Source organism: Solimonas sp. K1W22B-7 (genome assembly GCF_003428335.1).
Taxonomy (GTDB): Bacteria; Pseudomonadota; Gammaproteobacteria; order Nevskiales; family Nevskiaceae; genus Solimonas_A.
In genome coordinates this window covers 219,674-239,569 of the sequence record NZ_CP031704.1, presented here as the reverse complement: position 1 = coordinate 239,569, position 19,896 = coordinate 219,674, and the positions used below count along the sequence as shown (strand labels likewise).

Here is a 19,896-nt window from a genome sequence, read left to right as displayed (position 1 = left end):
GGGCGCACAGGGCGCCGGCCGGCCTTTTTCAAGCGACTGCCGTGCAGAGTGCCGGATCAGCCGAGTTTCGACTTCACCAGGCCCGAGAGCTTGCCCATGTCGGTACGACCCTGGACCTTCGGCTTGAGCCAGCCGATCACCTTGCCCATGTCCTTGCCGCCCTGGGCGCCGGTTTCGGCGATGGCCTGCGCCAGCAGGGCTTCGAGTTCTTCCGCCGTGAGCTGCTGCGGCAGGTACTCGGTGAGCAGGCGGATTTCCTCGGCCTCCTTGTCCGCCAGGTCCGGCCGGTTGCCGGCACGGAACTGGGACTCGGAATCCCGGCGCTGCTTGAGCATCTTCTCCAGCACCGTGAGCACCACGGTGTCGGTCAGCTCGATGCTTTCCACCACCTCGCGCTGCTTGAGCTCGGAGGTCAGCATGCGCAGCAGCCCGAGACGCGCCTTGTCACCGGCACGCATGGCTGTCTTGACGTCTTCACCGATGCGAGTCTTCAGGTCGGACATAGCAAGAGGTCGTTCGGACTGCTGAGAAAAAACTCAGGGCGCCATGCGCCCTGGGTGAACCCGGTACCGCGAACCGCCCTTAGAACAGGCGGATACGGCGGTTGGACTCGCGCTGGACCTTCTTGGCCTGGCGCTTCACGGCAGCAGCGCGCTTGCGCTTGCGCTCCTGGCTCGGCTTCTCGAAGAACTCGTGCTTGCGCAGGTCGGTCAGCACGCCGGCCTTTTCGCAGGTGCGCTTGAAGCGGCGGATGGCAACTTCAAACGGCTCGTTATCACGGACGCGGACAGAAGGCATTCAAATACTCGCTTGGACAAAAGGGGCACCGCCCCCAAGGGTAAGGGGGCGCAGATTCTATGCGCAGGCGGCGGCAAGTGCAACGCGAAGGCTACAATATCTGGATGAATATTCTCGGAATCGAGACCTCCTGCGACGAAACCGCCGCCGCCATCTACTCCAACGGCGGCCTGCTTTCGCACACCCTGCACAGCCAGGTGGCCCTGCATGCCGAGTATGGCGGCGTGGTGCCGGAACTGGCCTCGCGTGACCATGTCAGCCGCATCAACCCCTTGATTCGCGAGGTTTTGGCCCAGGCGGGGCTGACGGCCGGGCAGCTCGACGGGGTGGCCTACACCGCAGGCCCCGGGCTGATCGGCGCGCTGATGGTGGGGGCCTCGGTGGCCGCCGGCATCGCCACCGCCCATGGCCTGCCGCTGATCCCGGTCCATCACATGGAGGCGCACCTGCTGGCGCCGATGCTGGAAACCCCGCACCCGGAGTTCCCCTTCCTGGCCCTGCTGGTCTCGGGCGGCCACACCCTGCTGGTCTCGGTGCGGGGCGTGGGGCGCTACGAAATCCTCGGCGAGAGCCTGGACGACGCCGTGGGCGAGGCCTTCGACAAGACCGCCAAGCTGCTGGGCCTGCCCTACCCCGGCGGCCCCTACCTGGCGAAACTGGCCGAGGGCGGGCGCCTCTCCGGCGCCTGGAAGTTCCCGCGGCCGATGACCGACCGGCCGGGGCTGGATTTCAGTTTCAGCGGCCTGAAGACCGCGGTGCTGACGGCGCTGCCGCGCGCGCAGAACGACCAGGACCGCGCCGACCTGGCCTGGGCCTTCCAGGAAGCCGTCACCGACACCCTGGCGATCAAATGCATGCGCGCCCTGGAGCAGACCGGGCTGGAGCAGCTGGTGGTGGCCGGCGGTGTCGGCGCCAACCGGCGCCTGCGCGAGAAGCTCGGCGAGCTGGCGCAGCGCCAGGGCCTGCGCCTGTATTTCCCGCGCCACGAGTTCTGCACCGACAACGCCGCGATGATCGCCTACGCCGGCTGGGCCCGCCGCAGCGAGGGCCGCGCACCGACCGGCAAGCTGTTCACCACGCCGCGCTGGGCGATCAGCGAGCTGCTGCCTCCCACTCCTGTTATCGCCTGAGACCTATGGACAAGATCTTCCTGCGCGGCCTCGAAGTCGAAACCCTGATCGGTATCCACGCCTGGGAGCAGCGCACGCCGCGTCCGCTGATCCTGGACCTGGAGATGGGTACCGACATCCGCGAGGCCGCGTCCAGCGACCGCGTGCGCGACACCATCGACTACGCCGCGGTCACGGCCATGGTGGTGGAGTTCGTCGGCAAGACCCACGTCGGCCTGCTGGAGACCCTGGCCGAGCGGCTGTCGCGGCAGCTGTTCCAGCAGTTCCCGATCCTCAGCCTGCGCCTGGCCATCAACAAGCCGGGGGCGCTGTCGGGCGTGAAGGCGATGGGCGTGGAGATCGATCGGCGGCGGGAGGATTACGCGGCTTGCGGGTTCGGCGGAAACAGGTGAATGTCCAGTGGACATTCACCCCGCCGAACGCCCGGCCATGGAATGTTTGGCCTCGCTGAGGCATGACTCGATGTCATGCCGAAGTAAGCCAAACATGGGCCGGGGGTCAATCAGGTAGCCAAGGTCCCGCCATGGATGGCGACACGGGGCTAGTTAACAGCTGGGAGAGCCTGCTGGGCAGCGATGAGCGCCGAAGCGAAGGCCGCGAGGTCATCGTAGATCGCGACCCCTTTTAGTGCGTGCTCTTTTTCGGTGCGAACGCCATTGCCGGTGCGCACCAAAACAGGGCGCGCACCGGCGGCCTGGGCGGCTTCGATGTCGTGGATCGAGTCTCCCACTGCCGGCACGAGTTCCAGGCTGACACCCAGGCGCTTGGCCAGGTCCAGCAGCATGCCGGGGGCCGGCTTGCGCATGGGGCCGGCGCGGTCCGGGTGGTCGGGGGCGAAGAAAGTACCGTCGATGCGCCCGCCCATTTCGGCGAGGAATTTCTGCAGGTGGCCGTTCTGCGCGGCGAAGTTCTCGTAGTCCACCTCGCCGCGGCCGAGGCCGGGCTGGTTGCTGGCCAGGAACACGCGAAAGCCCGCCTGGCAGAGGCGCGCGATGGCCTCGAGGCTGCCGGGGATGGGATGGAACTCGGCGACCGAACGCATGGGGTCGCTGAGTTCTTCGTTGATGACGCCGTCGCGGTCGAGGATTACGAGCTTCATGGCGGCGCCTGGTCTTTCGTAGGAGCGGCTGTTAGCCGCGATCAAGGGTTATCGCGGCTAACAGCCGCTCCTACGATACAGCGAGGAGACTCACGTGGGAGCGGCCTTGGCCGCGATCTTTCGCAACATCAAAAGATCGCGGCCAAGGCCGCTCCCACGAAAGAAGAGCAGGTTCGTCAGCCCGGCAGCTGCGACAGATCCGCCACCGACCGGCAAGCCCGGTCCAGCTGCGCCAGCAGCGCAAGGCGGTTGGCGCGCACGCCGACGTCGTCGGCATTGACCATCACGCCGTCGAAGAAGGCATCCACCGGCTCGCGCAGGGCGGCCAGGTTGACCAGTTGCGCGGTGTAGTCGGCGGTGCTGGCATTCAGTGTCTCGACTTCGCCCAGCTTGGCATGCAGGGCGCGCTCGGCATCGTGCTGGAACTTCGCGGCATCGACCGTGCCGCCGACGCTACCCGCCTGCTTGAGGATGTTGCGCACGCGCTTGTTGGCGGCGGCGAGGTTGGGCGCGGCGGGCTGGGCGACGAAGGCCTGCACGGCCTGCACGCGGCGCTGGAAATCCAGCGGCTGGGTGATGCCCATGGCGCGCACCGACTCGAACATCTCCACCGTGATCGCGCGGCCGCCGATCTCCTGGCCGACCAGCCAGGCGCGCAGGCGCTCCATGACGAACTCGACCAGTTCCTCCAGCAGCGCGGCGTCGCGCTTGCCGGCGGGCTGCGTGTCCAGCGCGCTCTTCAGCACGGCGCGCAGGTCCAGCGGCAAGCCGCCCTCGATGCAGATGCGCAGGGCCGACAGCGCAGCGCGGCGCAGGCCATAGGGATCCTTGCTGGCAGTGGGCTTCTGGCCGATGGCGAAGATGCCCGCCAGCGTGTCCAGCTTGTCGGCCAGCGCCAGGATCTGGCCCTCGCGGGTCGACGGAATCCGGGTGCCCTGCTGCGCCGGCAGGTAGTGCTCGCGGATGGCGCTGGCCACGGCAGCGCCCTCGCCGGCCTTGGCGGCGTAGTAGCCGCCCATCAGGCCCTGCAGTTCCGGGAACTCGTAGACCATCTTGGTGACGAGGTCGGCCTTGCACAGCTCGGCGGCGCGCTCGACGGCGGCGACATCGGCCTTCAGCTCGACGGCGAGACCGCCCGCCAGCGCGCGCACGCGCTTGACCTTGTCGGCGGTGCTGCCCAGGTCCTTCTGGAAGGTGACCGCGGCCAGCTTCTCGCCGTAGGCGGACAGTGGCTGCTTCAGATCCTGCTGCCAGAAGAACAGCGCATCGGTCAGGCGCGGGCGGACCACGCGCTCGTTGCCGGCGATGACCTGGGCGACATCACGCGACTCGATGTTGGAAATGGTGATGAAGGCATTGGTCAGTTGCGTCTGCGCGGCGTCGCTGAACACTGTGAAGTAGCGCTGGTTGGTTTCCACCGTCGCCACGATCACTTCCGGCGGCAGCTCCAGGAAGCGTTCCTCGAAGTGGCCGGTGATGGCGACCGGGCGCTCGACCAGGGCAGTCACTTCATCGAGCAGGTCCTCGGTGATGCGGGCGTGGCCGCCAAGTTTCGCGGCCTCGGACTCGATCTGCTTGCGGATCTCCGCCTTGCGCTCGGCCACGTCGGCCCAGACGCTGGCGGCGCGCAGCGCGGCGCGGTAGCCGGCGGGTGCCTGCAGCTCGATCGGCGCCGGCGCATGGAAGCGATGACCGTAGCTGCTGCGGCCGGACTTGAGGCCGAAGCGCTGCAGCGGCACCACGTCATTGCCGAACAGGCAGACGATCCACTGCACCGGGCGGACGAAAGTTTCCTCGCCGGAGCCCCAGCGCATGCGCTTGGGCACCAGCTCGTCCATCTGCTTGAGCGTTTCCTCGAAGATTTCCGGCAGCAGTTCGGCGGTGGCACGGCCCGGCGCGGTCCTGGCGAAGTGCAGTTTGCCGTCCTTCTGGCCCAGGGCGGAGAACTCGACGCCGCAGGACTTGGCAAAACCCAGGGCGGCGGGAGTAGGCTGGCCATCCTTGAGGGCGGCGGCCAGGGCCGGGCCGAGGCGCTCGATGGCCTGGTCGGGCTGGGTGTCGGCAACGCCGGACAGCAGTACGGCGATGCGGCGCGGGGTGGCGAAGAGCTGCACATCGCCCGGGGCGATGCCGCGCTTCTCGAGCCCGCCGGCGATACCGCCACGCAGGGCCTCGGCCAGCGGGACGACGTAACGGGCCGGGAGGTCTTCGGTGCCGAGTTCGAGCAGCAGGTCGCGCGCCATGGGTTTGTAAGGCTTTTTGAGGTAAAAAGAGCGCGCAATTCTCCGGGATCGGCGGCATTTACGCCAATCCGGCCTCGGAGGCCCTTTCAACAGTAAAAACTATCGACTCAAAACAAACAAACAATTTCATTTATCGACCCGCCGCCGTCAGGATGAGGCTCGTTCCAGCCGTTTCCCGTGTCCCCGAGGAGAGAGAAGCCATGACCGAAGCCAAATGTCCCTTCCACCACAGCGCCGGCAGCGGCCGGTCCAACCGCGACTGGTGGCCCAACCAGTTGCGCCTGGACATCCTGCACCAGCACTCGTCCAAGTCCGATCCGCTGGGCGGGTCGTTCGACTACCGCAGGGAGTTCGGGAAGCTCGACTACGCCGCGCTGAAGAAGGACCTGGTGCAGCTGATGACCGATTCGCAGGACTGGTGGCCGGCCGACTTCGGCCACTACGGCCCGCAGTTCATCCGCATGGCCTGGCACAGCGCCGGCACCTACCGCACCGGCGACGGTCGCGGAGGCGGCGGCCGCGGCCAGCAGCGCTTCGCTCCGCTCAATTCCTGGCCGGACAACGTCAACATCGACAAGTCGCGCCGATTGCTCTGGCCGATCAAGCAGAAGTACGGCCAGAAGATCTCCTGGGCCGACCTGATGATCCTGGCCGGCAACGTCGCGCTGGAGAGCATGGGCTTCCGCACCTTCGGCTTCGCCGCCGGCCGCGAGGACGTGTGGGAGCCGGACCAGGACGTGAACTGGGGCAGCGAAACCGCCTGGCTGGGGGATGACCAGCGCTTCAGCGGCGACCGCGAGCTGGACAACAACCTGGCCGCGACCCACATGGGCCTGATCTACGTGAACCCGGAGGGCCCCAACGCCAGCGGCGACTACCTGGCCGCCGCCAAGGACATCCGCAGCACCTTCTACCGCATGGCGATGGACGACGAGGAAATCGTCGCGCTGATCGCCGGCGGCCACAGCTTCGGCAAGGCCCACGGCGCCGCGCCGGAATCGCACAAGGGCCCCGACCCGGAAGCCGCGCCGATCGAGGCACAGGGCCTGGGCTGGATCAGCAGCTACGGCCGCGGCCATGGCGGCGACACCGTTTCCAGCGGCCTGGAGGTGACCTGGACCAAGACACCGGCGCTGTGGAGCAACAACTTCTTCGAGAACCTGTTCAAGTACGAATGGGAGATGACGCGCTCGCCCGCCGGCGCGAAGCAGTGGACCGCCAAGGATGCGCCGGAGATCATCCCGGACGCGCACGACCCGGCGAAGCGGCACAAGCCGACCATGCTGACCACCGATCTCACCATGCGGTTCGACCCGGAGTTCGGCAAGATCTCCCTGCGCTTCCGCGACGATCCGCAGGCCTTCGCAGAGGCCTTTGCCCGCGCCTGGTTCAAGCTGACCCACCGCGACATGGGTCCGAAGGCCCGTTACCTGGGGCCGGAGGTGCCCAAGGAAGACCTGATCTGGCAGGACCCGCTGCCGCAGGCGGCGCTGCCGGCGCCGGGCGCCGCCGACATCGCCGCGCTGAAGGCGCAGATCGCCGCCTCGGGACTGACGGTGGCGCAACTGATATCGACCGCCTGGGCCTCGGCCTCCACCTTCCGCGGCGGCGACAAGCGCGGCGGTGCCAACGGCGCGCGCATCCGCCTCGCCCCGCAGAAGGACTGGGCGGTCAATGACCCGGCCGGCCTGGCCCCGGTGCTGTCCAGGCTCGAGGAGATCGGCAAGGCCTCCGGCAAGCTGTCGCTGGCGGACCTGGTCGTGCTGGCCGGCGGCGTCGGTGTCGAACAGGCGGCCAGGAACGCAGGCTTCACGATCGAGGTTCCGTTCGCTCCCGGCCGTGTCGACGCGCAGCAGAACCAGACCGACGTCGAATCCTTCGCCGTGCTCGAGCCCATCGCCGACGGCTTCCGCAACTACCTCAAGGCTCCGCTCGGCATCCCTGCCGAAGCCCTGCTGGTCGACCGGGCGCAGCTGCTGACGCTGACCGCGCCCGAGATGACCGTGCTCGTCGGCGGCCTGCGCGTCCTCGGCGTCAATGCCGGCCAGTCGCCACATGGCGTGTTCACCGCGCGCCCTGGCACCTTGAGCAATGACTTCTTCCTCAACCTGCTCGACATGCGCACCGAGTGGAAGGCGGCGACGGAGGCCAAGGACGTGTTCGAGGGGCGCGATCGCAAGACGGGTGCGTTGAACTGGACCGGTACTCGTGTCGACCTGGCGTTCGGCTCGAACTCGCAACTGCGGGCCCTGGCCGAGGTCTACGCCAGTGCGGATTCGCAGGAGAAGTTCGTGCGCGACTTCGTGGCGGCCTGGGTCAAGGTCATGAACCTCGACCGCTTCGACCTCGCCTGAGCAGCCCTGACAATCGGAACAACGAGAAGGAGACAAACATGGCAGTCAATGTGCTCTACACCGCCCACGCGGTGTCCTCCGGCGGCCGCAACGGCCATACCGAATCCCGCGACGGCGTGGTCAAGGCCGACCTCTCCGTGCCCAAGGCGATGGGGGGGCCCGGCAAGCCGGGCACCACCACGCCGGAAGACCTGTTCGCCGCCGGCTACGCCGCCTGCTTCGGTGGCGCGGTGGATTTCCTGGCCAACAAGCTGGGCCTCAAGCCCAAGTCGGTGGAGATCGAGGTGGCGGTGGGCATCGGGCCGGACGAGACCGGCTTTGGCCTGAAGGCCGACATCACCGCCTGGGTCGGCGGCCTGGAGCAGGCGGACGCGGACAAGCTGATCGCGGCTGCCCACCAGTTCTGCCCGTATTCCAAGGCAACGCGCGGGAATATCGAGGTGGGCTTGAAGGTAGTGGTGGTGTAGGGCCCCGCGAGGCGGCGGACCAGGGCGCCGGAGCGATCCGGCGCCCTTTTGGGTGCCTGGGCTGTACTCCCAGCCATGGACTATCATATTCGGCGCATGGGAGAAGCTTTGTGACTGTGTTGATCGTGATATTCCTGACTTATGTCGGCTCGCTGGTGTTCGTCCGGATGCGAAACCGGGTGCACCTGCCCTTTGCGCGCCAGCTGACCGATTTCTCCACCTTCACGGTGCCGCTCAACATCCCGGCGTATCTGCTCTCGCGCGTCTCGACGAAGTCGCGCCTGCCGCCGGTCGAGACCTTCCCGCAGCTCAAGCTGCTGCAGGACAACTGGGAAATCATCCGCGACGAAGCGCTGGCGCTTTACGGCCAGGGCCACATCGCGATCAAGAATGACCTGCCGGGCAGCAGCTTCTACCGCGACAACCGCTGGAAGAGCTTCTACCTGAAGATCTACGACCTGGACATTCCCTCGGCAAAGGCGCTGGCGCCCAGGACGCGCGCGCTGATCGACCAGGTGCCGGGCATGAACCTGGCGCTGTTCGCCGTGCTGATGCCGGGCAAGAAGCTGACACAGCACCATGACCCCTTCGCGTTCAGCCTGCGCTATTCGCTGGGGCTGTCGACGCCGAACTCTGAAAAATGCGGCCTGATGGTCAATGGCGAACACTATGTCTGGCGCGATGGCGACAGCGTGCTGTTCGACGAAACCTACATCCACTCGGCCTATAACGACACCGAGATCCCCCGCCTGATCCTGATGACCGACATCGACCGGCCGATGAAGCTGGCGCCGCTGCAGTGGTTCTACTACCGCTTCGCGCGCTTCTTCAACGGCCTGTTCTATATCGACAACCTCGACAGCAACATCTCGGGCGTCGGCAACCGGCTGAGCGGGGCCGTCGTCAGCTACAAGGCGACGATGAAGGCACTGAAGAAGAAGAATCCGCGCAGCTACAAGCTCGGCAAGTGGACGCTGCATCTCGGCCTGGTCGGCTTGCTGGTGGCCTGGGCGCTGTAAGGCCGGCTGCGGGCTTGCCGCAATGAAGAAGGCCGCCGATCACCGGCGGCCTTTTCTTTTGCCCCAGGCTCAGCGCACCCGCACGCGGCGCACGCGGTTGAAGCCGTCGTCCATGCCGCCACTGCCGTCGGCAATCCACAGCGTGTTGCCGTCGTCGGTCAGATCGAAGCCCTCCAGACCGGCGAACTGCGCGGTGAGCCCCTCGCCCGGCGCGAAGCCGCGCACGCCGCTGCCGGCGATCGTCGTGACGTTGCCGCCGGCGATGCGGCGCACCCGGTAGTTGAGCGTGTCGGCGACGTAGACCGTGGAGCCGTCCACCGCCACGTCCTGCGGCCCGTTGAAGGTGGCGGTGGCGACGGGACCGTTGGCGCTGCCCGCGGTGCCGGTGCCGGCGAAGGTGGTGACGACGCCGGCCAGGGTGACGCGGCGGATGCGGTGATTGTCCTGGTCGGCGACCAGAAGAGAACCGTCGGCGGCCAGCGCCACGCCATAGGGTCGGCTGAAGCGCGCGTCGGCGCCGGTGGCGTCGGCAAAGCCCGGCATGTCGGCGCTGCCGGCCAGCGGCGTCACCGCACCGCTGGTGGTGTTGAGCAAGGCGATGACGTGATGGGCGACGTCGCTGAGCACGATGCGGTTGCCGCTCAGGGCCAGCAGCCCGCGCGGGCGGCCGAGGTTGCGCGCGACGACTGTCGCCGCCCCGGTGGCGGGATTCACCCGCCAGACCGTGCCGGTGGTGCCGTCGCGCTGGCCCAGGTCGTTGCCGTCGGTCTGCACGTAGAGGCTGCCGTCGGGCGAGAACGTCATGCCGAAGGGCCGCACGAAGCCGGCCTGTGCCACCAGCGTGCGCACGGTGCCGTCGGGCGCGATGGCGCGCACGGCATTGTTGTTGAAGTCGGCAACGTAGACCGTGCCGTCGGGCCCGACCTCGGCGGTGGCGGGATTGTCGAAACGCGCGACGGCCGCAGGGCCGTTGACCAGGCCGGCGGCGGCGTTGCCGATGATCGCGGGGCGGCCGGCGCTGCCGTTGGCCAGTGGCCCGCCATCGTCGATGTCGGTGCAGGCCGCCAGGCCGATGGCGGTGAGCAGCAGGGCCGCGCGCAGCGAATGAGTGAGTGCCCGCGGTGCGGCGAAGATCGTGCGCATGTTTCCCCCTGGTGGTCGGATGCGGAGTTCCCGGCCCCGCTATCGCATCATAGGCCTGCGCGCGCAGGCCGGGGCGCAAACTGCGTCACGCGGCGCCAACAAAAAAGCCGCCCTGTGGCGGCTTTTCGGAACGCAGGACTTCAGGCCGCTTTCAGCGGGGGGAAGCCGACGATGCGGGCGCGCGAGTTGTAATAGGCCTCGGCACAGGCACGGGCCAGGGTGCGCACACGCAGGATGTAGGCCTGGCGCTCGGTGACGCTGATCGCGCCGCGGGCGTCGAGCAGGTTGAAGGCATGGCTGGCCTGCACGGTCCGCTCATGGGCCGGCAACGGCAGCGGCGGGTCCAGCGCCAGCAGGCGCTGGCATTCGGCCTCGGCCTTGCTGAAGCGCTCGAACAGCGTGGCGGTGTCGGCGTGCTCGAAGTTGTAAGTGGACTGCTCGACCTCGTTCTGGTGGTAGACGTCGCCATAGGTCACCACGCGGCCGCCGGTGTCGCTCCAGACCAGGTCGTAGACGCTTTCCTTCTTCTGGATGTACATCGCCAGGCGCTCGAGGCCGTAGGTGATCTCGCCCGCCACCGGCCGGCACTCGATGCCGCCGACCTGCTGGAAGTAGGTGAACTGGGTGACTTCCATGCCGTTGAGCCAGACCTCCCAGCCCAGGCCCCAGGCGCCCAGCGTCGGCGATTCCCAGTTGTCCTCGACGAAGCGGATGTCGTGGGTCAGCGGGTCGAAGCCGAGCATGCGCAGCGAGTCCAGGTACAGCTCCTGGATGTTGGCCGGCGAGGGCTTCATCAGCACCTGGAACTGGTAGTAGTGCTGCAGGCGGTTGGGGTTTTCGCCATAGCGGCCGTCCGTGGGGCGGCGGCTGGGCTGCACGTAGGCGGTGTTCCAGGTCTCGGGGCCCAGGGCGCGCAGGAAGGTGGCCCAGTGGAAGGTGCCGGCACCCATCTCCATGTCCATGGGCTGCACGATCACGCAGCCGTGGCCGGCCCAGAACTGCTGGAGCTTGAGGATGAGGTCCTGGAAAGTCATGCGAAAAAACCCTGTGCTCGTTCACGCCCGCGCGCGAAGGGCCGGGAGTATACCGTTGCGTTTACGGGAACACGTTGATCGCAATGGCCGTGAGATTAAATATTAAATTTTGCGAGAAATTTTTAATAAATAAAACAGTGCCTCGCGGGCCCTCATAAGCTTATGCAGGGCGCGCCGTTCCTGCGGTTTTCCGCTACCATGCTGCCGCCCGCCGTTCCCCGTCAGACGCCAAAATGGCATGCTTCGTGCATCTTTTTGGCGCACGCTGGGGGCAGCCCAGCCCAAACACCATTCTCACCACACCGTGACAGGAGTAACCCATGTCGGGTAAAGAAGTTTTGAAGCTTATCCAGGAAAAGAGCGTGAAGTTCGTCGACTTCCGCTTCTGCGACACGCGCGGCAAGGAACAGCACGTGACCGTTCCCGCCAGCACCGTTGATGACGACCTGTTCGTCGACGGCAAGATGTTCGACGGTTCGTCGATCGCGGGCTGGAAGGGCATCAACGAGTCCGACATGATCCTGCTGCCGGACGCCAGCACCGCCTTCATCGATCCGTTCTTCGAAGACACCACGCTGGTCCTGACCTGCGACGTGCTCGAGCCGTCCACCCGCGAAGGCTACTCGCGCGACCCGCGCTCGCTGGCCAAGCGCGCCGAAGCCTACGTGAAGTCCACCGGCATCGCCGACCAGGCCTTCTTCGGCCCCGAGAATGAGTTCTTCATTTTCGACAGCATCCGTTATGACTCCGGCATGAAGGGCTGCTTCGTCGAGATCGACGCCGAAAACGCCGCCTGGAACTCGGGCAAGGCCTACGAAGGCGGCAACATGGGTCACCGTCCGGGCATCAAGGGCGGCTACTTCCCGGTTCCGCCGGTCGACAGCCTGCAGGACATCCGCTCCGCCATGTGCGAGACGCTGGAAGCCGTCGGCATGGGCGTTGAAGTGCACCACCACGAAGTCGCCACTGCCGGCCAGTGCGAAATCGGCGTGAAGTTCGGCACGCTGACCCAGAAGGCTGACGAAGTCCTGAAGCTGAAGTACGTGGTGCAGAACGTGGCGCACAGCTACGGCAAGACCGCCACCTTCATGCCGAAGCCGATCGTCGGTGACAACGGCTCGGGCATGCACGTCCACCAGTCGCTGGCCCTGGGCGGCAAGAACCTGTTCTCCGGTGACAAGTACGGCGGCCTCTCCGAGACCGCGCTGTACTACATCGGCGGCATCCTGAAGCACGCCAAGGCCCTGAACGCCTTCACCAACCCGGGCACCAACAGCTACAAGCGCCTGGTGCCGGGCTTCGAAGCGCCGGTCATGCTGGCCTACTCGGCCCGCAACCGCTCGGCCTCGATCCGCATTCCGTACGTGGCGAACCCGAAGGGCCGCCGCATCGAAGTGCGCTTCCCGGACAGCAGCGCCAACCCGTACTTCGCCTTCGCCGCCATGATGATGGCCGGCCTGGACGGCATCCAGAACAAGATCCACCCGGGCGAAGCCCAGGACAAGGATCTGTACCACCTGCCGCCGGAAGAGGACAAGCTGATCCCGCGCGTCTGCCACAGCCTGGACATGGCGCTCGACGCCCTGGACAACGACCGCGAGTTCCTCAAGAAGGGCGGCGTGTTCACCGACGACGTGATCGATGCCTACATCGAGCTGAAGATGCAGGAAGTCACCCGCTTCCGCATGACGACGCACCCGATCGAGTTCGACATGTACTACTCGCTGTAAGCGAGCGGGTTGTCGGTTGTACAAAAAACGCCCCGCATTGCGGGGCGTTTTTCTTTGGGTGCCTGATGACCCGACGCGGAGCATGCCGCTCCGCTAGACCTCATCAATCGCCTGGTTCCCAGGGAAAGGGCTCGGAAGCATTCCGACGCCGGGCGCGGGGATCGTACGCCTGGAAGGCTGAGGTCTCAAAGTACAGCCCCGGGTGCGCATTGTGCACGCCGAGCGGTCTTGGCCACGCTCAATGGTGCGCGGTGCGCACCCTACAGGCGACAGTTGTCTTCCAATGGCTTGGTGAGCGCAGCGAATGCTTTTGATGTTCCGGGTTCCCTCGTAGCGGCGCCCGCACAGGGGTCGGGCGCAGGGGTCGAGCCGGACAGGATGTCCGGCCGAGGACACGCAGGCCATGGACGGCCTGTGTGTCCGACCCCTCAGCGACCGACCACTGGGCGGGGCACCCCGCGTGAGCGGGGCGCCGATACAAGGGTACGTTTTCTTTTGGTTACTTCTCTTTGACGTATATCAAAGAGAAGTAACTCGCCCTTGGGCGAAATAAACCTCCAGAGATCCGCGGCTCCTGACCGGCGTAGTCGCCGGCATTCCCGCTTGGGCTTCCACTCGAAAGCTCGCGCCCCTCACCCTAGCCCTCTCCCCGTAAACGGGGAGAGGGAACCAAGAGGTGCGTCCATCGATACGCCGCTTCGCGGCACTCGGGATGAACGGTTCGGTGAGGATCGAACGAAGTCGCGAGCAAGCTCGCTCCTACAATCAAGCGCCGACGTCGTCAGCCAGTTAAGCAACCCGCTGCTGCGGCAACTCGAAGCCGAACACACTGCCGCCGCCCGGCCGCGATTCGTACCAGAGATGCCCGCCCATGCGCGTGATGTCGTGCTTGGCGATGGCCAGGCCCAGGCCGGTGGAATATTCCGGCGTGGCCTTGGCGGTGACGATGCGCGCGAAGCGCTGGAACAGTTTCTTCTGGTCGGCCTCGGAAATGCCGGGGCCGCGGTCCAGCACCAGGCAGCGGGCACCGCCGACGCGCGTCAGTTCCAGCGACACCAGGACCTCCTCGCCTTCCGGCGAATGGCGGATGGCGTTGGAGAGCAGGTTCTGCAGCACATTGCGCGCGGCCATGCGGTCGCCCAGGGCAGTGACCTCCGGTTCCGCGGCTTCCAGGCGCAGGCGCAGGCCGCGCACCTCGGCGGCCGCCTGCTGCAGGCGCAGTGCCTGCGCCGCCAGCTCGCGCAGGTCCACCGGCTCGCTGTGCAGCTGGCGCAATGCCTCGCCCTCGGCGCGCTGCGTCAGGAAGCGCTGCACGAACTCCAGGGCCTCCTCGCTGCAGTCTTCGATCTCCTGCATCAGCTCGAGGCGGCGCGACTCGTCCTTGTTGCGCATCAGCAGCTGGTTGGCGAAGCGGATGCAGGTCAATGGATTCTTGAGATCGTGCGCGACGATGTTGACGATCTCGTCGCGCTCGCGCAGCACCATCTGCAGGTGATCGCGGGAGCGCTTCAGTTCCACGTGTGTGCGCACGCGCGCCAGCAGCTCCTTGGCGACGAAGGGCTTGGTGACGTAGTCCACCGCGCCCAGGTCGAAGCCGCGCGCCAGGTCCTCCAGGCTGTCGGAGGCGGTGACGAAGATCACCGGCAGGTCGGCCAGGCCCGGCAACTGCTGCAGGCGGCGCAGCACCTCGTAGCCGTCCATGCCCGGCATCACCATGTCCAGCAGTACCAGGTCGGGCTGGCGCGAGGCGGCACGCTCCAGTGCCTGCGTGCCGCTGGTGGCGGGCACGACGTTGTAGCCCGCGCCATCGAGGAGCTGCCCCAGCAGCTGCACGTTGGCCGGGTTGTCGTCCACCACCATGACCAGCGGCGCCGGACGTCCCCTGTCCGCAAAGTCGTTCATGTCTGTTCCTTCCCCCTCGCCAGCAGTGCCCCACCGCGCTGCGGGAATTCCTCCAGCAATGCCTCGACGCGCAAGGCGTCGAAGGCAAATGCGGCATCGTTGAGCTCGCGCGCGTAGACGCGCAGCGTCTCATGGCCCGCTGCCAGCGCCAGTTCATCCAGCGCCTGCGCAAAATTCTTGACGTCGCGCATCGCCGGCGCGGCACAGACCGCCGGCCAGTCGCGCACCAGCAGACGCTCGAGGCGATGACGCACGGTCTCGGGCAGCGGCAGGGCGGGGCCGGCGGCGGACGACGCATTCGGCTCCGCTGCCTTGGCCATGACCCGCCGGATCTCCGCGAACAGGCCGTCCCGCGTGAAGGGCTTGGCGACGTAGCCGTCGAACTGCTTGCGCAGCTCGGCCTGTTCGCCGCGCAGGCTGGTGGCGGTCACCGCGATCACGCGCGGCGGCGCCAGCGAGGGTACGGCGCGCAGGCGCCGCAGGGTCTCGAAGCCGTCCACGCCCGGCATCAGCAGGTCCAGCAGCAGTACCTGCGGCTGCTGCTCGCGCACGATCTGCAGTGCCGACAGTCCGTCGGAAGCCAGCAGCAGGTCATGCGGCGTGTCCTTGAACATGGCCCTGAGCAGCTCGCGGTTCAGCTCGACGTCGTCCACCACCAGGATGCGTAGCGCCTCCTCGTGCTCGACGCTGATCGCGGCCTGCTCCGGCGGCGGAGTGCTGACAGCGGCGACGCGCGGCAGCAGGATACGGAAGATGGAGCCCTGCCCCGGCGCGCTTTCGACTTCCAGGCTGCCGCCCATGCGCTGCGCCAGCTGGCGCGTGATCGCCAGGCCCAGGCCGCTGCCGGCGCGCGGCGCGCGGCCGGCCTCGGCCTGCACGAACGGCTCGAAGATGCGCTGCAGCTCGGCCTGGGCGATGCCGACGCCGGTGTCCCGTACCTCGAACACGCAGGACAGCAGCTGGGAGTCGTCGGGGTTGGCACGCGCGGAGATGCGCAGGGCCACGCTGCCGCGGTCGGTGTATTTCACGGCGTTGCCGACCAGGTTGAACAGCATCTGCCGCAGGCGCGCCACGTCCAGCAGTACCGAGTCCGGCACGGACGGGTCGACGGCGGCACTGAGCTGCAGGCGCTTGTCCGAGGCCTGCTGCGAGAACACCGCAACCACGCCGTCGGCGACCTCGCGCAGGCTGGTGGGCAGGGCGCGGATCTCGACCTTGCCCGCCTCGACCTTGGACAGGTCGAGGATGTCGTCGATCAGCGCCAGCAGCGAACGGCCGCTGACGGTGATGGCTTCGACGTAACGGCGGCTCACCGAATCGCCGGTGCGGTCCAGCAGCAGCTGGCTGAAGCCGAGAATGGCGTTCATCGGCGTGCGGATCTCGTGGCTCATGGTGGCCAGGAAGTTGCTCTTGCGGCGGCTCTCGGTCTGCGACTCGAGCATGCGCGCGCGCAGCAGCTTTTCCTCGTGCAGCGTGACGTAGTAGCGGCGCAGCAGGAACAGCGCACCGAGTGCACCGATCGTGCCCAGCGCGATGGTGAGGTAGATCGCCATGTTGCGGCGGGTGATGACGTCGTTGAGCACGTTCTGCTCGCGTGTCGCCGACTCCACCAGGTGCATCTGCAGGTTCACCAGCGAAGTGCGGGTGGCGTCCATCGCCGGCGCTTCGTCGAGGCTGCGCGCCTGCAGCAGGGCCTCGTCGCTGCCCTGGCGGTCGGCCAGGCCCTGCAGGCCGGAGAGCGCCTGCTGTTCGGCCAGCGCCGTCCGGGTCAGGCGCAGCATCTCGGAGCGGAATTCGTTGCGGTCGCGCAACATGCCGTTGAGCCGCGCCAGCTGGTGCGGCAGCTGCGCTCCGGCTTCACGGTAGCGCCGCAGGGCCCTGGGGTCTGCCCGCAGCAGCCAGTCGCGCTGCCCGCCCTCCAGCTCCACCACCAGGCCCATCAGCACCGAGGTTTCCTTGAACGCTTCCTGCAGGCGCTGTACGCGCTCGAGCTTTTCGCTGAAGCGGGTCTTGGAGTAGTACGCCAGGCGCGTGCCGCTGATCACCAGTGCCAGCACCAGCAGCCACAGGAAGCCGAGACCGAACCAGACCAGCAGCATGCGCTGCCGGACCGGGGCTTGCGTTGCCTGTGTGCTGTACGCATCCATGCCGTTCAGGTCAGCCCGTCTGTGCGATTTGCAAGCAAGCCTCGCCTGCGGGCTTGCGATGTGCATGTGACGCAGCGTGGATGTCCGCCGATGCGCCTTGTGAAATCAACAAGTTACTTGACTCACGCCGGTGGCATGGAACGTGGGTCCCTGGTGCCGTCGCCGCAGTGTAACCACATTGCCGCGCAGGTTCCGGACCCCACATGGAGAGTGACATGACGCAATGGATGCGACACGCGGTGATTGCCCTGCTGCTCGGCAGCAGCGGACTTCTGGCGGCCTGCAATACGGTCGAGGGCGCTGGCAAGGACATCGAGCGCGGCGGCGAGAAGGTGCAGGACGCGGTGAAGCCGGGCGACCAGAAGTAAGGACGAAAAACGGCCCGGGCCGCGGTGGTGATGTCCTTGAGCGCGTGGCGCCAGGGACGGTGCGGTTTCCGCGAGGGATTGCGGGACCGCTCAGGGACATCACCACCGCGGCCCGGGTACACAAAAGGCGAGCAATGGATTTCTTCACCAGCGAGCGGATGCGCCGGCAGGATGCCGGTGGCGCAGGGGGCCGGGGCCAGGCACAGGGACGTGCCGCCCGGCCCAGCGGGTTCATGCCCGTGATGAGCGCCATGGCTCGCCCGGATGTGTCGCTGCCGCCAGCGCTGGGCGAAGACATCGCACTGTTCCACGATCTCGACGGCAGCCTGCTGGAACTGGCGTCGCGGCCGGAAGCGGTGAAGGTGGCGCCTTATCTGCCCGTCCTGCTGACCGCTCTGCACCGCCGTCTCGGCGGCGCCCTGGCGATCGTCAGCGGGCGCCAGATCCAGACGCTGGACCGCCTGCTGTACCCGCTGCGCCTGGCCGGCGCCGGCCTGCATGGTGCCGAACTGCGGCGCGACCTGCGCGGCAGCATCGAGACCACGGCCACCGCCGGTTCGGGCGACCTGCCCGAGGCGCTGCGCCGCTATTTTTCCGACGATCCGCGCATTGTCATCGAGGACAAGGGCATGGCGGTCGCCGTGCATTTCCGCCTCGCGCCGGAGCGCGCCGCCGAATGCGAGGCCGTGGCGGCCGCACTGGCATCCGCGATGGGCCTGTCCGCCACGCAGGGCAAGATGGTGATCGAGGTGCTGCCGCCGGAGGTCAACAAGGGCCAGGCGGTGCAGGCCCTGATGACCCTGCCGCCCTTCGCCGGACGCAGGCCGGTGTTCGTCGGCGATGATCTCACCGACGAGAACGGCATCCTGGTGGCCCAGGCCATGGGCGGCTACGGCATCAAGGTCGGCGCGGGCCCCAGTGTCGCGCACTACCGGCTCGGCAGTGTCCCGGAGGTTCACGGCTGGCTTGCCGCCGGAGCCGGCTTGCGGGATTTCGCATGAGCCCGGCGCTGCCACGCTCGACGACGCGCCCGCGGCCGCGTCTGGTGGCGGTGTCCAATCGCGTGGTGCATCCGCGCGGCGCCGCCCGCGGCGGCGGTCTGGCCGTCGCGCTGCTCGACGCACTGCGTGAGCGTGGCGGCCTGTGGTTCGGCTGGAGCGGACAGATCGCCGAGCGTCCGGACGGACGCGCCACCGAAACCGTGGCCGGCGAAATCCGCCTGGTAACGGTGGACCTGAGCTCCAGCGAGCATGAGGACTATTACAACGGCTTCGCCAACCGATGCCTGTGGCCGCTGTTTCACCTGCGGCTGGACCTGACGACCTTCGATCCGCGTCACTACGAGGGTTACCAGCGCGTCAACCGGCGCCTGGCTTATGCGCTCCACCCGATGCTGCAGGAGGGCGACCAGGTCTGGGTGCACGACTATCACCTGCTGCCCTTCGCCGAGGCGCTGCGCGAACAGCGTGCCAGCCAGCCGATCGGCTTCTTCCTGCACATTCCCTTCCCGGTGCCGGAGATGCTGACCGCGCTGCCGCACCACCGCGAGCTGATGCGCAGCCTGTTCTCCTACGACCTGCTGGGCTTCCAGACCGAGGCCGACGTGCAGCGCTTCCGCGACTGCGTCTGCCGCGAGTTCGGAGGCCAGTTGCGCGGCAACAGCATCACCGCCTTCGGCCGCACGCTGACCGCGCGCGCCTTCCCGATCGGCATCGACGCGCGCGAGTTCGCAAAGGTGGCGGAATCGCCGGCAGCGCGCCTGGAGTTCCAGCGCGTGCGCGAGAACCGCAAGGACCGCACGGTGATCGTGGGCGTCGACCGCCTCGACTACACCAAGGGCATTCCCGAGCGCTTCCGCTCGATGGAATGCCTGCTGGACCGCTACCCGGATACGCATGGCCAGGTGGAGTTGCTGCAGATCGCACCCACCAGTCGCGGCGAGGTGCCGGAGTACATGGCGATCCGCCGCGAGCTGGAGCAGATCGCCGGCAACATCAACGGCCGCTACGCCCAGCTCGACTGGGAGCCGATCCGCTACATCAATCGCCCGCTGGGACGCCGCCAGCTGGCCGGCATCTACCGCGCCAGCCAGATCGGCCTGGTGACGCCGCTGCGCGACGGCATGAACCTGGTCGCAAAGGAGTACGTCGCCGCGCAGAATCCAGCCGACCCTGGCGTACTGGTGCTGTCGCGCTTCGCCGGCTCGGCGCAGCAGATGCAGGCGGCGCTGATCGTGAACCCCTACGACAACACCGCGGTGGCCGATGCACTGCAGACCGCGCGCTACATGCCGCTGGAGGAACGCCGCCAGCGCCACGCCGAGCTGATGCGCGGCCTGCTGCGCGACGATGCCGATGCCTGGCGCGAATCGTTCCTGGAGGAACTGCAGCGCTGCAGCCTGCAGCGCGCCGAGGCGGGGCCTCCGACGGCCCAGGCCGCCTGAGAGCCCCTGCCTTTTCCCT

The 19,896-nt window shown here is 67.3% G+C and carries 17 protein-coding genes; 9 read left to right on the top strand and 8 right to left on the bottom strand.

What is annotated here, in order from left to right; all coding sequences use genetic code 11:
- Positions 1-56: 56 nt before the first annotated feature.
- Together D0B54_RS01175 and rpsU are read right to left on the bottom strand one after the other, a co-directional pair.
- Complete coding sequence (locus D0B54_RS01175; protein ID WP_117288406.1) at positions 57-503, bottom strand: GatB/YqeY domain-containing protein; 447 nt, start codon at positions 501-503, stop codon at positions 57-59.
- Between the two features lie 79 nt (positions 504-582).
- The gene (gene rpsU, locus D0B54_RS01170; RefSeq protein WP_117288404.1) at positions 583-798 is read right to left on the bottom strand and encodes a 30S ribosomal protein S21; all 216 of its coding nucleotides are present in this window, start codon (positions 796-798) and stop codon (positions 583-585) included.
- Between the two features lie 104 nt (positions 799-902).
- Here rpsU and tsaD point away from each other — a divergent pair, with 104 nt between their 5' ends.
- Both tsaD and folB read left to right on the top strand, forming a co-directional pair.
- Positions 903-1,928, top strand: a complete 1,026-nt coding sequence (gene tsaD, locus D0B54_RS01165; RefSeq protein WP_117294957.1) for a tRNA (adenosine(37)-N6)-threonylcarbamoyltransferase complex transferase subunit TsaD — start codon at positions 903-905, stop codon at positions 1,926-1,928.
- Positions 1,929-1,933: 5 nt separating this feature from the next.
- A complete protein-coding gene (gene folB, locus D0B54_RS01160; protein WP_117288401.1) occupies positions 1,934-2,320 on the top strand; it encodes a dihydroneopterin aldolase in 387 nt (128 codons plus the stop codon).
- Positions 2,321-2,469: 149 nt separating this feature from the next.
- Here folB and D0B54_RS01155 read toward each other — a convergent pair whose 3' ends face one another.
- Together D0B54_RS01155 and glyS are read right to left on the bottom strand one after the other, a co-directional pair.
- Complete coding sequence (locus D0B54_RS01155; RefSeq protein WP_117288399.1) at positions 2,470-3,027, bottom strand: D-glycero-alpha-D-manno-heptose-1,7-bisphosphate 7-phosphatase; 558 nt, start codon at positions 3,025-3,027, stop codon at positions 2,470-2,472.
- Between the two features lie 176 nt (positions 3,028-3,203).
- Complete coding sequence (glyS, locus tag D0B54_RS01150; protein ID WP_117288397.1) at positions 3,204-5,270, bottom strand: glycine--tRNA ligase subunit beta; 2,067 nt, start codon at positions 5,268-5,270, stop codon at positions 3,204-3,206.
- A gap of 200 nt (positions 5,271-5,470) precedes the next feature.
- On the opposite strand from glyS, the gene katG reads away from it, so the two are divergent.
- The 3 genes from katG (at position 5,471) to D0B54_RS01135 (ending at position 9,110) form a co-directional block, all read left to right on the top strand.
- Positions 5,471-7,624 carry a catalase/peroxidase HPI gene (gene katG / locus D0B54_RS01145; protein ID WP_117288395.1) on the top strand — a complete coding sequence of 718 codons (2,154 nt, stop codon included), beginning with the start codon at positions 5,471-5,473 and terminating at the stop codon, positions 7,622-7,624.
- Positions 7,625-7,662: 38 nt separating this feature from the next.
- The gene (locus tag D0B54_RS01140; protein WP_117288393.1) at positions 7,663-8,091 is read left to right on the top strand and encodes an organic hydroperoxide resistance protein; all 429 of its coding nucleotides are present in this window, start codon (positions 7,663-7,665) and stop codon (positions 8,089-8,091) included.
- Between the two features lie 110 nt (positions 8,092-8,201).
- Positions 8,202-9,110: an aspartyl/asparaginyl beta-hydroxylase domain-containing protein gene (locus D0B54_RS01135; RefSeq protein ID WP_240433521.1), complete on the top strand. Its 909-nt coding sequence runs from the start codon at positions 8,202-8,204 to the stop codon at positions 9,108-9,110.
- Positions 9,111-9,179: 69 nt separating this feature from the next.
- Here the strand turns inward: D0B54_RS01135 and D0B54_RS01130 are convergent, their stop codons facing one another.
- Both D0B54_RS01130 and glyQ read right to left on the bottom strand, forming a co-directional pair.
- Positions 9,180-10,253, bottom strand: coding sequence for an SMP-30/gluconolactonase/LRE family protein (locus D0B54_RS01130; RefSeq protein WP_117288391.1), 1,074 nt, complete (start codon positions 10,251-10,253; stop codon positions 9,180-9,182).
- A gap of 140 nt (positions 10,254-10,393) precedes the next feature.
- Positions 10,394-11,287, bottom strand: a complete 894-nt coding sequence (glyQ, locus tag D0B54_RS01125) for a glycine--tRNA ligase subunit alpha (protein ID WP_117288389.1) — start codon at positions 11,285-11,287, stop codon at positions 10,394-10,396.
- Positions 11,288-11,607: 320 nt separating this feature from the next.
- Here glyQ and glnA point away from each other — a divergent pair, with 320 nt between their 5' ends.
- Positions 11,608-13,017 carry a glutamate--ammonia ligase gene (gene glnA, locus D0B54_RS01120; protein ID WP_117288387.1) on the top strand — a complete coding sequence of 470 codons (1,410 nt, stop codon included), beginning with the start codon at positions 11,608-11,610 and terminating at the stop codon, positions 13,015-13,017.
- Positions 13,018-13,806: 789 nt separating this feature from the next.
- Here the strand turns inward: glnA and D0B54_RS01115 are convergent.
- The gene (locus D0B54_RS01115; protein WP_117288385.1) at positions 13,807-14,919 is read right to left on the bottom strand and encodes a hybrid sensor histidine kinase/response regulator; all 1,113 of its coding nucleotides are present in this window, start codon (positions 14,917-14,919) and stop codon (positions 13,807-13,809) included.
- Positions 14,916-17,066, bottom strand: a complete 2,151-nt coding sequence (locus D0B54_RS01110; RefSeq protein WP_162932124.1) for an ATP-binding protein — start codon at positions 17,064-17,066, stop codon at positions 14,916-14,918. Before D0B54_RS01110 ends, D0B54_RS01115 begins: the two co-directional genes overlap by 4 nt.
- A gap of 215 nt (positions 17,067-17,281) precedes the next feature.
- Here D0B54_RS01110 and D0B54_RS01105 point away from each other — a divergent pair, with 215 nt between their 5' ends.
- The 3 genes from D0B54_RS01105 (at position 17,282) to otsA (ending at position 19,877) form a co-directional block, all read left to right on the top strand.
- On the top strand, positions 17,282-17,434 hold the full coding sequence (locus D0B54_RS01105) for an entericidin A/B family lipoprotein (protein WP_240433520.1): 153 nt from the start codon (positions 17,282-17,284) through the stop codon (positions 17,432-17,434).
- Between the two features lie 134 nt (positions 17,435-17,568).
- Positions 17,569-18,435 (top strand): trehalose-phosphatase, encoded by an 867-nt coding sequence (gene otsB / locus D0B54_RS01100; RefSeq protein ID WP_117288381.1) that lies wholly within the window; start codon positions 17,569-17,571, stop codon positions 18,433-18,435.
- A complete protein-coding gene (gene otsA / locus D0B54_RS01095; protein ID WP_117288379.1) occupies positions 18,432-19,877 on the top strand; it encodes an alpha,alpha-trehalose-phosphate synthase (UDP-forming) in 1,446 nt (481 codons plus the stop codon). The genes otsB and otsA overlap by 4 nt, the downstream gene beginning before the upstream one ends.
- Positions 19,878-19,896: the final 19 nt, after the last annotated feature.